Annotated in this window: 13 protein-coding genes; 7 read left to right on the top strand and 6 right to left on the bottom strand. The window is 49.1% G+C overall.

Translation table 11 applies throughout. From position 1 onward, the window contains the following. Positions 1-11: 11 nt before the first annotated feature. Positions 12-737 carry an NAD-dependent protein deacylase gene (locus MCG46_RS15645; RefSeq protein WP_240280796.1) on the bottom strand — a complete coding sequence of 242 codons (726 nt, stop codon included), beginning with the start codon at positions 735-737 and terminating at the stop codon, positions 12-14. 119 nt (positions 738-856) lie between these two features. Here MCG46_RS15645 and MCG46_RS15640 point away from each other — a divergent pair, with 119 nt between their 5' ends. From MCG46_RS15640 to MCG46_RS15620, 5 genes are all read left to right on the top strand, one after another. Then, positions 857-1,630, top strand: coding sequence for a YwaF family protein (locus MCG46_RS15640; protein ID WP_240280795.1), 774 nt, complete (start codon positions 857-859; stop codon positions 1,628-1,630). 41 nt (positions 1,631-1,671) lie between these two features. After that, a complete protein-coding gene (mutY, locus tag MCG46_RS15635) occupies positions 1,672-2,793 on the top strand; it encodes an A/G-specific adenine glycosylase (RefSeq protein ID WP_240280794.1) in 1,122 nt (373 codons plus the stop codon). Between the two features lie 3 nt (positions 2,794-2,796). Next, positions 2,797-3,852, top strand: coding sequence for a M24 family metallopeptidase (locus MCG46_RS15630; protein ID WP_240280793.1), 1,056 nt, complete (start codon positions 2,797-2,799; stop codon positions 3,850-3,852). Continuing rightward, the gene (locus MCG46_RS15625) at positions 3,849-4,109 is read left to right on the top strand and encodes a DUF1294 domain-containing protein (protein ID WP_154238352.1); all 261 of its coding nucleotides are present in this window, start codon (positions 3,849-3,851) and stop codon (positions 4,107-4,109) included. Before MCG46_RS15630 ends, MCG46_RS15625 begins: the two co-directional genes overlap by 4 nt. A 75-nt stretch (positions 4,110-4,184) precedes the next feature. Further along, complete coding sequence (locus MCG46_RS15620; RefSeq protein ID WP_240280792.1) at positions 4,185-5,345, top strand: winged helix-turn-helix domain-containing protein; 1,161 nt, start codon at positions 4,185-4,187, stop codon at positions 5,343-5,345. Between the two features lie 495 nt (positions 5,346-5,840). Here the strand turns inward: MCG46_RS15620 and MCG46_RS15615 are convergent, their stop codons facing one another. Beyond that, a complete protein-coding gene (locus MCG46_RS15615) occupies positions 5,841-6,557 on the bottom strand; it encodes a LytR/AlgR family response regulator transcription factor (RefSeq protein ID WP_240280791.1) in 717 nt (238 codons plus the stop codon). A gap of 172 nt (positions 6,558-6,729) precedes the next feature. Next, entirely contained in the window at positions 6,730-7,704 is a 975-nt protein-coding gene (locus tag MCG46_RS15610; RefSeq protein ID WP_240280790.1) for a helix-turn-helix transcriptional regulator, read from the bottom strand. 113 nt (positions 7,705-7,817) lie between these two features. Here MCG46_RS15610 and MCG46_RS15605 point away from each other — a divergent pair, with 113 nt between their 5' ends. Both MCG46_RS15605 and MCG46_RS15600 read left to right on the top strand, forming a co-directional pair. Continuing rightward, a complete protein-coding gene (locus MCG46_RS15605; RefSeq protein WP_240280789.1) occupies positions 7,818-8,375 on the top strand; it encodes a hypothetical protein in 558 nt (185 codons plus the stop codon). A gap of 55 nt (positions 8,376-8,430) precedes the next feature. Beyond that, on the top strand, positions 8,431-9,603 hold the full coding sequence (locus MCG46_RS15600; protein WP_240280788.1) for a cation diffusion facilitator family transporter: 1,173 nt from the start codon (positions 8,431-8,433) through the stop codon (positions 9,601-9,603). Positions 9,604-9,837: 234 nt separating this feature from the next. On the opposite strand, the gene MCG46_RS15595 is transcribed toward MCG46_RS15600, so the two are convergent. From MCG46_RS15595 to MCG46_RS15585, 3 genes are all read right to left on the bottom strand, one after another. Next, entirely contained in the window at positions 9,838-11,181 is a 1,344-nt protein-coding gene (locus MCG46_RS15595) for an HD domain-containing phosphohydrolase (RefSeq protein WP_240280787.1), read from the bottom strand. 145 nt (positions 11,182-11,326) lie between these two features. Further along, positions 11,327-13,222, bottom strand: coding sequence for a molecular chaperone HtpG (gene htpG / locus MCG46_RS15590; RefSeq protein WP_240280786.1), 1,896 nt, complete (start codon positions 13,220-13,222; stop codon positions 11,327-11,329). Between the two features lie 173 nt (positions 13,223-13,395). Continuing rightward, positions 13,396-13,587, bottom strand: coding sequence for a hypothetical protein (locus tag MCG46_RS15585; protein WP_240280785.1), 192 nt, complete (start codon positions 13,585-13,587; stop codon positions 13,396-13,398). Positions 13,588-13,622: the final 35 nt, after the last annotated feature.

Below are 13,622 nucleotides of genomic sequence, written 5' to 3'. Positions count from 1 at the left end.
GCCTTTGAAAGCTAAACATGCAGCTGCGCCAAGGTCTGGGCTAACGGCGCCTGAATGCACAGGTCAGCGTTGTTGTCCATCGGTGTCGCTGTCTTATTGATGACGACCAACTGATCGCCGGTGAAGTAACGCACCATGCCGGCTGCTGGATAAACCGCCAGCGAAGTACCGCAGATGATCAGCACGTCTGCCTGATGGATCCAGGTTAACGCCTGCTCCATGACGGATTCATTGAGTGATTCCTCATACAAAACGACATCCGGTTTCATCAGACCGCCGCAGATGGGACAGCGGGGCAGATCTTCAGATTGGATCATCCAATCCAGACCTTCCTCATGATGGCAATGAACGCAGTAGTTGCGCATGATCGAGCCATGCAGCTCCGCAACCTTCCGGCTGCCTGCCAGCGTATGCAGATTGTCGATGTTCTGGGTGACGACGCCCAGACCCCTTCCGGTTCTCTCCAGTTCTGCGATAAAGCGGTGAGCGGCGTTGGGCTGAGCATCGGGATAAATCATGCGGCTGCGGTAAAAGCGATAGAATTCCTTTGGGTTTTCCTCAAAAAAATGGTGGCTGATGATTTCTTCCGGCGGGTAATCGTATTGTTGATGATACAAGCCATCGACGCTGCGGAAATCCGGAATTCCACTTTCCGTGGATGTGCCGGCGCCGGTAAAAAAGACGATGCGTTTTCCGTGATCCATGATGGTCTGCAGCTGCTGTAAATCTTTTTCCATGGTTATTTACTCCTTTATCTGATCCTGACGTAAAGCCAGGTCATCCTGTTTTGTTAACCTGCTTCTATTTTACCACGGTTTGACCGGCGCGTTATAATAAAGACAAAGAAGGAATGAGAATGAGAAGTCAATTTCTGATCTTTGTTTTTACGATGAACCCGCCGCAGCCATATGGTGTTTTTCATGCGGCGATGGCAGCGGGTGCGGTGTGCGCGGCGTTGATCGGCTGGCGGTTAAGAAATTTGAGTGAAGCACAAAAGCAGAAGCTGCTTTGGAGAATGGGGTGGGTTTTGCTTTTGGCCGAGCTGGCAAAGCAGCTGTTCCGCTTTCTGATCGTGGATCAGGGTGTGTATAATTGGTGGTATTTCCCATTTCAGCTGTGCAGTGTACCCATGTATCTCTGCCTGCTTCTGCCGATGGTCAAAAAAGGCCGGCGGACAATCATCACATTTCTGGCGGATTTTGCCCTCTTGGGTGGGGTGGCAGTGTATCTGGATCCTTCGGATATGCTGAGTCCCTATGTGTTTTTAACCTTGTTTTCGTTTCTGTGGCATGATCTTTTAATCGTGATTGCGATCGTGTGCGGAACCAGTGAAAGCATGCAGGACAACGCGGCCGGCGCTGTGAAAATGCTGGGATTGTTCGGGGTGTTGTGCGGAATAGCGGAAATCTTGAATCTTGTTCTTTCCCACTATGGGGAACTGTCGATGTTTTATCTTTCGCCCAAGATGGCCAACACGCAGCTGGTGTTTCGCGATATCGCTCAGATTTGGGGAACCGCGGCCGGCAATTTCAGTTATTTCCTGGCGATGATCGGCGGCGGCCTGCTGATGCACAGGCTGTGGCGGAAAATTCGGCGGAAGCGACACGAAGAATCTGCGCGTGACGTTTGAGTTTTATAGGAAAACACGGTACAATAAGCGCGGTGAAGACAATGAATTTTGAAGAAGAACTATGTGCATGGTATAAGATCCACCATCGTGATCTGCCGTTTCGTCAGACCCGTGACCCGTATGCGATCTGGGTCAGTGAGATTATGGCGCAGCAGACGCGGATCGATTCCATGCTTCCATATTATCAGCGCTGGATGGAGCGTTGGCCTACGGTTCAGGCGCTGGCTGAAGCGCCGATTGAGGAAGTGCTGCAGGTATGGCAGGGGTTGGGTTATTACAATCGCGCGCGGAAGCTGCATGAAGGCGCAAAGGTTGTCGTGGAGCGGTATCAAGGCGTTTTGCCCGCGGATATTGAACAGCTGCGCTCAATTCCCGGCATTGGTTTTTATACGGCCGGGGCGATTGGCAGCATTGCTTACGGCCTGCGGGCTCCGGCGGTGGACGGCAATGTGCTGCGGGTAAGCACACGGGTGCTTCAGTATTCGGAAGACATCACGAAGAAAACGACCGTCGACTTGGTCTGGCATCAGGTGTACGATTGGATGGAAGGCAGCGATCCCGCCGTGTTCACCCAGGCGATGATGGAAATCGGCGCGTTAGTTTGTACACCTAAAAATCCCCAATGTCTGCTTTGTCCGTTAGCGCCGTTTTGCGGTGCAGGTCAGACGGGAACGTGGAATCAATATCCGGTGAAAAAGAAAGCCAAGCCGCCGGTTGAGCTTGAGCTGTATACTTATTGGATAGAGAATGATCAGGATGAGATTCTGATAAGCCGGGATTGGTCGGATGGCTTGATGAAAGGCCTGTACCGGCTGCCGCAGAGCGCCGTACCGTTAAACCAGACCGAACAGCTCGATTATATCGGCAGACGAAAACATGTCTTTTCCCACCGGGTGTGGAATATGGAATGCTACCGCGGCCGGTTAGCTGAAGGGGTGCAGGAAACGCTGCCGGAGGACTGCTTCTGGCTGGCGAAAAGCGAGCTGGATGCCATTCCGATTGTGGGTGCGCACCGCAAATGGCTTAACGATGACCTGGCGGAAGAAACATCGACGGCGGGTCAAACCATACAGACGGCAGCGGATCGTGCTGAAAGCAGCGAGGTGCAGCCGTCAACGAGAAGGTTATCAAACGCGGGTTCTCCCGTGAAAAAGAAAGGATAAATTATGAAGGAAAGAATTGAACGGCTTCAAAAAAGAATGCAGGAGGAAGGCCTGCAGGCGTGTCTGATTTCAGATCACAGCGCTATGGAATATTTTATTCATCGCCAGTTTTCCTGCGGTGAGCGGTTAATCGCGCTGATCATCACGGCTCAGGGGCTGCCGAAGCTGGTGCTCAACGAGCTGTTTCCGCTTGAGCTTACCTCCGATTTTGAATTGGTCCGCTACAATGATACGGAGGATGGCGTTCAGGTCGTTTCCCAGTTTTTAACCGGAAAGGTGGGCGTAGATAAGTTTTGGCCATCCGGCTTTCTGATTCGGTTAATGGCGCAGCGTCCAGATCTGAACCTTGTCGACGGCAATCTTGTCGATCGGATCCGCAGTGTCAAGGACAAGGAAGAACAGGCGAAAATGCGCCAGGCTTCACTGAATAATGATCGGGTGATGGCGCGGGTGCGCGAACTGATCCAGATTGGCAAGACGGAGAAACAGTTGGAACAGGAAATCAATGCGGCGTTCAGAGAACTGGCTGACAGTGATCCGTCGTTTGATACGATTGTCGCATTTGCGGAAAACTGCGCGGATCCCCATGCTGTGCCAGGGGAGAAAGTCCTGACCGAAGGCATGTCGGTCATCGTCGATATGGGATGCCGGTTTGAAGGCTATTGTTCAGATATGACAAGAACCTTCTTCGTCGGGCATAATTCGATGGAAGCAGTCTATGAAACCGTTCGGCAGGCAAACCTTGCAGGGATTGCGGCGGTGAAGCCGGGTGTAAGATTTTGTGATATCGATCGGGCGTGCCGTCAGGTGATCGAACAGGCTGGGTACGGTCCGTATTTCATTCATCGGACCGGACATGGCATCGGTTTAAGCGTCCATGAACCGTTTGATGTCAGCGCTGTGGATGAGATCGTTGTGGAGGAAGGCATGTGCTTTTCGATCGAACCGGGAATTTATCTGCCCAACGTCGGCGGCGTCCGGATTGAAGATCTGGTGCTGGTGACGGCGGATGGCTGTGAAGTGCTGAATCATGATCCGAAGGATCAGCCGGTACTATGACGTTTTGGATGTTTGTCTTCGTCTTTGTCAATCTGGCAGAAATTCTTTTGTGCCTGTGGGATAAATTCTGTGCCTGTACGCATCGCTGGCGGGTTCCGGAGAAGGTATTCTTTACGCTGGCTTTTCTGGGCGGTGCATTGGGACTGATTGCGGGCATGATACTTGCCCATCATAAGGTGTCCAAGCCGTCGTTTGTCAAAGTCGCGGCCGCGGCGGGGGTGGTCAATCTGATCGGTATGGCATTATTATTCAACTAACCTGAAATAATTTTGAAATATTATTTCTTATTAATTAAAAATTTGATAAACTGTTGATGATGTGAGGTGCTGTCAATGAACATGAAATGGAAAATTATGATGATGGGCAATTTTTGCCTTAAGGTCCGAGGTAAGGAAATGAATTTAGAGTCTTCCATGGGGAAGCAAATCGCGTCTATTTTTGCATATTTGATTCTTCATCGCGACAGGACAGTCACAAAGGAACAGTTAATTGAAATTTTCTGGCCGCAGAGCCGGAACCCGCTGAATGCGCTGAAGTTCGCGATATTTCGTCTGCGGAATTCGCTGGAACAGCTGCCGGGTGGCAGCGGGCGGGATTGGATCCAGACCGTACGCGGCGGATATCGCCTGAATCCACGGGCAGAATTTGAACTGGATATCGCGCAGCTGGATAAAATTGTTCTGCGTGCGGATTATGAAGACGCGAAAGCGCTGACCGGATTGATTCGCGGGGAGTTTATCGCTGATCTGGATGATCCGTGGATTTTAGAAGAACGGGAGCGACAATGGAAGCGAATTCTGACCGTTACGAATAAAATGGCAGAGGATCTGGAACAGGAAGAGTGCTATGGGGAAGCGCTGAATCTTTATCAGGCCTTGTTGGCGATTGAGCCGTTCAACGATCAAGTCAATTATCTGATGCTGCGCATTATGATCCGTCAGCGGAAGTTCAGCGAAGCCATCCGTAAATATGAACAGATTGCGGCGGCCTTCCAGAAGGAATACGGCATTGAGTTCCAGGGAAAGTCGCAGGCTCTGATTTATTTTATCAGTGCGGAAAATGGAGAAGCCGTAAGTCTGGATGAACTGATTTCTTCGTTAAATGAGGATGTCAGCGAACCTCTGGCTTTCTTCTGTGACCGTTCGGTGTTTCAGAAGCTTTATCAGGCACGGATTCGGGAAATTCAGCGTTCCCGTGAGAGCTTCTATGTGATCATGCTGGACCTGCGGACAGCCGAGGGGACAATGCCAGAAGGAGATATGGTGGAATATTTGAGCCGGGTGCTGGAAAGCGAACTGCGCAGCAGTGATATTTTCTGCCGAATTTCAAAAAGTCAGTATGCGGTCATGATGACGCTGCGGCAGCGTGAAGACAGTGATATCGCAGCGAAGCGGATCTGTACGCGGTTTTATAAACGCTATCCGGCAGATCAGACAAAACTGAATTACAATGTCTGTGAAATTCAGCCCATGCCGCTAGCGGATAAAGACTAAAGCAAAAATTTGTTCCACAGTCAGAAGCTGCCGCCTGAGGGTAACCCGGAAACGGACAACATAAACCTCTTGATGCAGAAAGCTTAATTTCGATTTTTAACCAATTGAACAGAAAGCAGTTTGTTTTCCCATTCGGATGGAGAAAAACAGACTGCTTTTTGGTTTGTGGACAAGCTTGAAATTCGTTTTTATTATTAAATTCACAAAAGGGCGGCTTCAGGCAAGCGAAAATGAAACGTAAAGATCGAATCGTTTTGGAACAACGACAGCCTGGGGGAACAGTTTGAATTTGTGATGGATCGTTCAAGAGAAATTCCAGGTCAGAAATTGTTTATCAGACAGAGCGGAAAACCGGAAATCAAGACTGAACTTGTCCGGATCTTTGTCCTTGTCTGGATTTGAGCATAACCGCAAAAAAAAACACAAACCCAGAGGACTTGCGTTACGATGGGATGATTGCCGATTTGAAGAATAAATCAAACAAAAGAAACAAAATCAGGAAGAAAACTGCCGTTGCGTCAGGGCTTCTTTAAGCGGCTGCATAAAAGTTCTGCCGATGGGCAGCCGCTGACCGTTGGAAAGCAGGATTTCATTGCCGCAAATTTGTTCAATATGGCGGAAAGCGACGATGTAGGAACGATGACATTGAACGAAGTCATTCGGCGGCAGCGATGCTAACGCATCCTGAAGCTTGGCATACATTTCATAACGCTCATGTGTGGTCGTGATGATGATCTTACGCAGTTCTTTTTCGATGCACACAATCGAATGAAGCGGAATCGGGGTTACCTGACGGCGGCTGTGAAGCATAAAGCTGACACCCTTCTGGGCTTTTCCCAGCTTCATTAAAGCACGGTCCAAGGCATCCGGCAGCCGCCTTGCCAGCTGAGACTTCAGGATAAAATAAAGATGCTCGGTTTCATAAATATCGCAGACCGGCTCTAAAGAATCGGAAATGAAGATAATCTGCGCTGAAGGCTGGAGCTGATTCAGCTGCTTCGCGACTTCAATGCCGCTCATGTCCGGCATTTTGATCTCCAGAAGATAAAGCTGGATGCTGCAGGATTCAGCCTCTTGCAGCAGCTGTGAGCCGCAGGTCCAGGTGTAAATTTCAGTTTCGATTTCCCGAATCCTGCCCAGGCGCCTGATTTCCTGCGCTATCATCCGCAAATGCAGCGGGTTCTCGTCGCATAAACCGATACAGAGCTTCATACACTTCTCCCCTTTAACTTTTTTTATTATAGCATTTCCTGACGTTCAAATGGAATTGAATATGCATTCCTTTCCCGTGTGATTGATTTGTTCCTTGGCTTGAAAGGAAAGGGCAGGTTTCGGTTTTAATAAAACCATTCTGGGAATCCTGTTGATGAAAGCGAAAAACGCATTAGGAATCGGACGCTTCGTCGTTTAAAGTGCTGAGCGTGGCTTCGGCCGCTTCGCGCAGCTGATCTTTCAGCGACTGCGGCTGCAGGATGCGAACACGCCGGCCAAACTGAAACAGCCAGCCTAAAAAGGGCGGAGCGACGCTTAACGTCAGATTGACATCAAAATCCTGATCCGTAATGCGTGTGATCAGAATGTCCTGGCCAAAACGGTCAAAGACGGTATTGGCCAAGGATAAATCAAAGCGCAGCGTCATGTTGACCGGTTCGCTGGCGTACATGCCAAAGCTGCGGGCGGTATATTCTTTTAAGTCAAAGGGCAGGCGGGCCAGCGGTTCCTTCTTCAGCCGGATCTGTTCCATCTTATCCAGCCGATAATGCGAAAAGCCCTGATGATGAAAGGAATAGCCGACACAGTAGTAACGTTGATTTTCCCGAATCAAGGCATACGGAAACAGCTGATAGGTCTGTGACTGGCGGCGGTAGCGTTTCTGTTTATGCACGGTGATATCAAAGTAGCGGAATTCAATCTCCACACTTTCCCGCAGCGCTCTTAAGATCTGATCGATATTCGCCAGGATATCCGCGCTGGATGTGTGGTCTACGGGCAGGACCGGCGTCAGCTGCGGCTGCTGAAAACGCGGACATTCCGCCATCAGCGCACCATTCAGCTGTTCAGCTTGGACAGCGGAAAGCATGGTCAGGGAACTGACAGCATCGCTGAGCAGTTTGAGCTGCGCTAGGGAGTAGCGCGGATTTAACCAGTAGCCTTCATTTTTACGATAGCGGATATCCCAGCCGGCCTGGCGCAGAATCTCGAGATCGGAATAAACGGATTTGCGTTCAGCACTGATTTTGTTTTGACTGAGCCGGGCGATGATCTCACTGCATTTGATCGGATGCTCGGCGTCGGTTTCGCGCTGAAGCAGGCGCAGAATTTCCAAAAGCTTCTGTTTTTGCTGCCGCTGATTGGCCATGAATGCCGCCTCTTTTCATTTTCTTAAAAATATTGTATCACTGTCCGATTAATCGGACAATCTAAAATCACAGCTGTGGTATGATTAGGCACAGATTGAGGAGGGAACATAGGATGGAAGTAAAATATAAAGGAATGTTGGCAGCCGGCGGACAGCTTGCTGGAATGGCCTATCTGATTTCCGGTTATGGTAATGCCGGAGTGTTTCTGCTGGGAACGACGGTTGTAGCGCTGGTTTTATTCCAGAGTGATCTGCATCGCCACTGGCCCTGGAAGGCAGCGGTCATGGCGATGATTGGCGGCGGATTGATTCTGCGGATGCAGCCGATGGCTGCGGATCCCCAATGGCAGCTCAGCGTTGTGCTCAACAGTGTCATTGCGATGCTGGGCTGCCGCTGGCTGACTTCCATGACAAAAGATGAACGGCAGGAAGTCCGATGGCTGCTGGATTGGCTGATGGCATTGGCCTTGTTGTTCTGCGGGCTGTTGTTTGCGATGCCGGCCTCTTTGCGCGGCTATGTGATGCAGCCGCACTATGCTGCCAGCTCCTCAGCCTGGCCGTTGGGTTTGTTCCCGCTGCTGATCTTTCTGCCGTATTTTCCAATCCGTCTGCGCTTATTCTGCCATCGGATGCCGCGCCGCCTTCCGATCGGGGTGCTGAATACAAAATAGACTGGGCTAACCGCTATTTTCTGTGGTAAACTAATCATCTGAGGGAGTGGATTTGATGACTGAGTTTCTGATTAAAAAATTTGTTAAAAACTATACGTTGACCGAAGACGCGAAAGTTCGCGAGCATTATGGCCGTCTGAGCAGCCTGACGGGAATTGCCTGCAACGTATTGTTGTTTGCGGTAAAGTTAGTGATGGGAACCATCGCGCATTCCATCTCAATTACTTCAGATGCTTTCAATAACCTGTCGGACAGTGCCAGCTGTCTGGTAACCTTATTCGGCTATAAGCTGGCGGCGAAGCCGGCGGATAAAGATCATCCGTTTGGGCATGGCCGCATTGAATATTTGACGTCGCTGATTTTGGCGTCCGTCATTTTGATCGTCGGTTTTGAGCTGCTGCGGGGATCGGTGATGAAGGTGATTCATCCGGAAGCCGTTCAGTTCAGCTGGATTGTTTTGATTTCGCTGGCGGCATCGATCGGCGTAAAACTATGGATGTGCGGTTTTAATCGTAAGCTGGGGCGGCGGATTGATTCTTCCGTGATGCTGGCAACCGCTCAGGATAGTCTGAACGATGTGATCGCGACGTCGGCCACCGTCGTTTCTCTGGTGCTTTCCGCGTTTGTCAGCGGACCGATCGATGGAATAATGGGCGTCGTGGTTTCCATCTTTGTGCTGTTTTCCGGTTATGGGATCATTAAGGATACGATCAGTGAGCTGCTGGGACAGCCGGCGGATAAGGAACTTGTCGCAAAGATTTCTGAGATTATGCTGAGCCGGCAGGAAATTCTCGGTCTGCACGATATGATGATCCACAGCTATGGACCGGGAAATTTAATCGGCAGTGCCCATGCCGAGGTCAGTGCTCACGGTGATCTGCTTCAGATTCATGATACGATTGATGAAGTGGAAAAAGAAATTTATGAGCAGCTGCATGTCATGTTTACGATTCACATGGATCCGATCCAAACCGATAATCAGGAAATCGAGGAAGCCCGGAAAGTGGTCAAAGCCATTTTGGAACAGATCGACAGCCGGCTGAGCTTTCATGATTTCCGCATGGTCAGCGGGCCGACCCATACCAATTTGATCTTTGATGTTGTCGTTCCATTTGAATGTCCATTGAGTTTCAGCGACATCCGTGAACAGATCAATACCCGACTGAGCCAGCAGAAGCAAAAGTGGTACACCGTGATCACCTTTGACCGTGATTATATCGCGGAGTAGAAAAAGCGATTCGAGGAGTTTAGACTGATCTTTTAACGGAAGAGAAGGCAGTCCCATTGAGGCTTTAGGGGAAATCCTCAAAAAAATTGAAAGATATCGGTTGGAGGCAGTTTGTTTCCAGCCGTTTTTTTGTTTGAAAACAGAATGAAAGGACCGTGGTCAGGAACTTACCCGAATAGAAAAAGGTCAGCCGCAGCTGACCCTCAAAAAAGGAATAACGCTTTAAAGGAAGCATTATGAATTCGTTTCACATTGATCGGCCTTATCGGAAATCCAGGTATTGATTCTGTGCCATTGTTGATTCAGACATTTTTCTGCCGAGGCTTCTTCTTTCAGGCAGGTATGCAGGATCTGATTTTCCACTTGAATTCGCTGGTAGCTGTCGGTTATTTCACGGCAGTTTTGTTCATTGATCTCAGCGATTCCCTGCGGATCATTGGTTAAGGCGCTGACGACCTGCGCGTCCAGCTGACCGGCATCGCGCATCTCGGCCAGAATTCGGCAGGAACGTTCTAAGGTATAGGCCTGTTTATAACTTCTTTCTCCAGTCAGGGCGCTGAAGATATCGGCGACGGCCAGAATTCGCTGCGGCAAAGTCAATTGCTCGGCGCTCAGCTGGGCCGGATATCCGGTACCATTTAATTTCTCATGATGCCGCAGGGCAATGTCGCAAATCTTCTGACTGACCCAGCCGTTCAGGATCACCGCGGTTTTTTCAACATGCGTTTTCATGATCGCCATCTCCTCAGCACTTAAGCGTCCGGGATTTTCCAGAATTTCAAGAGGAATGCCGATTTTGCCTAAATCATGAAACAATCCGGCAATTTTGAGCGTCATCAGCTCCGCGTCCGGCAGTCCGCAGCGCTGGCCGAGTTGGACAGCGGTAGACGCCGTAATCATCGTGTGGGTCACTGTATGCCGGGAACGGAAATCAATGATGACAATCAACATCATCAACAAGGTTTCAACCTGCTTTTGTGTAAAGGGAAACCGCCGTTCTGCCTGAAACAGAAAATCCTTCGGCATCATGGAAAGCGGCTGCAGCCTGGTTTTAACGGCGAGTTCGATGATTGCCGGCGCATAGCGTCCCTGATTTTCGGGAGCCTGCGCACGGTTCAGAAAGTCTTCGATGGATCCGGCACCGTAGGTAGTAAAGATATCCAGACGATCGCAGAAGCTGATGAGATTGGCAGCCTCTGCGATTTGTTTATTGATTCCAGCGGCCATCATCTGATCCCAACGGCTGTGATGATACAGCACAGCTTCAGCCCAGGTGGAAAACGGGGAATAATGATGCAGAAAAAGCAGGCCGTAAATGGAATGATCCCAGCAGGTTTCGGTTTCAAATTGAATCATGCGGGCAATTTCTTCGGTTTTATAAGCTCCGATATCATGAAGAAAGGCCAGACAATCCAGATCCCGCCGCTGTTCATCACTGACGCCTGCGGCCGCTAACAGCTGATCGGCATAACCAGCGGTCCGCAGTTCATGCCCGACTAAACGCGGATCGATCATATCAAAGCAATTGCCAAGCAAACCTAAAATCTGTTGCGCGCTGATTTCAGTCATCGGGATCATGCGTCTTCCTCCTTGAAGTTGTAGAATGTTTTGTGATCTAACCAAATCGAATTTCATTATAACATTAAGCGCGGCCAAAAGAAAAGAAAGAACGGTAATTCCCCTTTTTTAGCGGTTTCCCATTCTTCCTTGGACAGAATTTCAATTATTCCTGATTAGCGCGGATCATCAGATCGCAGACCTGATTGGCATACGCGATCGGATCTTCAATCTTGTAGCCCTCAATCAGCATCGCCTGGGTATAAAGCAGATCTGTGTATTCGTCCATCAGCTCCGGATGCTTGTCATAGATCTTCTGCAGGGTGGTGAAGATTTCATGATCCGGATTGATTTCCAGAATCTTGCCGGCCTTGACTTCATTCTGATTCGGCATCTGATTCAGAACCTTTTCCATTTCCATCGACAGACCTTCATCCGAAACCAGGCAGACCGGATGCGATTTCAGACGGGAGGACAGGCGGACTTCCTTGACCTTTTCGCCCAGAGCCTCTTTCATCTTATCCAGCATGGACTTGTTTTCCTGGGTCTTTTCTTCCTTGGCCTTCTTTTCTTCTTCATCATCCAGATCCAGATCACCCTGGTTGATGGATTTGAATTTCTTTTCCTTGTATTCCATCATGATGTTGGCTGCGAATTCATCGACATCATCTGTGAAATACAGTACTTCGTAGCCTTTGTCCTGAAGCTTTTCCATCTGCGGCAGCTTTTTAATCATCTCCAGGCTTTCTCCGCTGGCGAAGTAGATCTGATCCTGACCTTCCTTCATCCGTGAGACATATTCGTCCAAAGTCGTGTATTCATCATTGTGCGTAGACTTGAACAAAAGCAGATCCTGCAGCTGATCCTTATGCATGCCGTAATCCTGATAGACGCCGAATTTCAGTGACAGACCGAAGTTTTTGAAGAATTCTTCATATTTTTCCCGATCATTTTTCAACATGTCTTCCAGCGTGTTTTTGATCTTCTTTTCAATGCTCTTGGCCAAGGTTTTCATCTGACGGTCCTGCTGGAGGATTTCACGCGAAATGTTCAGATTCAGATCGTCGCTGTCAACTAAGCCGCGGACAAAGCGGAAGTAATCCGGAACGAGATCCTTGGCTTTATCCATGATGAACACGCCTTTGCAGTACAGCTGCAGACCTGGTTCATAATCGGCGCTGTAGAAATTGTACGGCGTTTTTGCCGGAATAAACAACAGCGCGTTATAGGAGGTTGTGCCTTCTACGGAATAGTGCATGACCTTGGCTGGGTTTTCCCAGTCCATGAATTTATTTTTATAGAAATCGTTGTATTCGTCTTCCTTGATTTCGGATTTATTGCGCTTCCATAACGGAACCATGGAGTTCAAGGTCTGGATTTCCTTGACCGTTTCCGGTTCGTCCTTGCCTTCGATGGTTTTTGTCGTTTCGACTTCCATCTCAATCGGCCAGCGGACATAGTCGGAATATTTCCGGATCAGATTTTTGATCGTGTATTCATCCAGATACTGATCGACTTTATCATCTTCACTTTCTTCCTTCAATTCCAGAATGATCTTGGTACCGACCGTTTCCTTTATGATCGGGGAAACGGTGTAGCCATCCTCGCCGTTGGAGATCCAGGAATAGCCCTGTTCGCTCTGGGCGCTGCGGGTTTCAACAATGATGCGCTGCGCGACCATGAACGCGGAATAGAAGCCGACGCCGAACTGACCGATAATGTCGACATCACTGGTGCCTTCCTCCAGCTTCTGCTTGAATTCCAGCGATCCGCTGTGGGCGATCGTACCGAGGTTGTTTTCCAGTTCCTCCTGAGTCATGCCGATACCTGAATCGGTTAACGTAATCGTGCGGTTATCCTTATCCAAATCGATGCGGATTTTTAATTCACTCTTATCCACGCGCTGATTCTCATCCGTCAGCGACAGGTAATACCGTTTGTCGAGGGCATCGGATGCATTGGAGATCAGCTCCCGCAGAAAGATTTCCTTGTTGGTATAGATAGAATGAATCATCAGATCCAAAAGACGCTTGGATTCAGCTTTAAACTGTTTTTTAGCCATAATGATTTCCTCCTTTTAGCACTCTTGATAAGTGACTGCTAAGATAATATAACACTTTTCCCGGATCCTGACAAGACCGCTGCGCACTTTTCCACAAATTTAAAGGATATAAAAAAGAAAAGGATGCCGGGCATCCTTTCATCGAAGCTGAATTTGTGGGTGAAAAGTGTGTCTTACTGCGCTGAGGAAGCCTTTTTAGCCATTTCAATGTTGGCTAAGCAATGTTGATCACAGGCCTTTTGTGTAAACGGACAATGTTGGGATGCCTGCGTGCAGCAGATGTAAAGCAGCGCGTCCAGACGGCGCAGATCGGTATTTGCGGCTTTCAGCAGCGAACTTAGCTGCATCTGAAATGGATTTTCCATAAGTTCCTCCTTGTTTGGCCTTATTATATCTCGAT

Source organism: Holdemania massiliensis (assembly GCF_022440805.1).
Classification (GTDB): domain Bacteria; phylum Bacillota_I; class Bacilli_A; order Erysipelotrichales; family Erysipelotrichaceae; genus Holdemania; species Holdemania massiliensis_A.
Note: the sequence above shows the minus strand (reverse complement) of the source record. Positions and strands in the feature narration are given on the sequence as shown.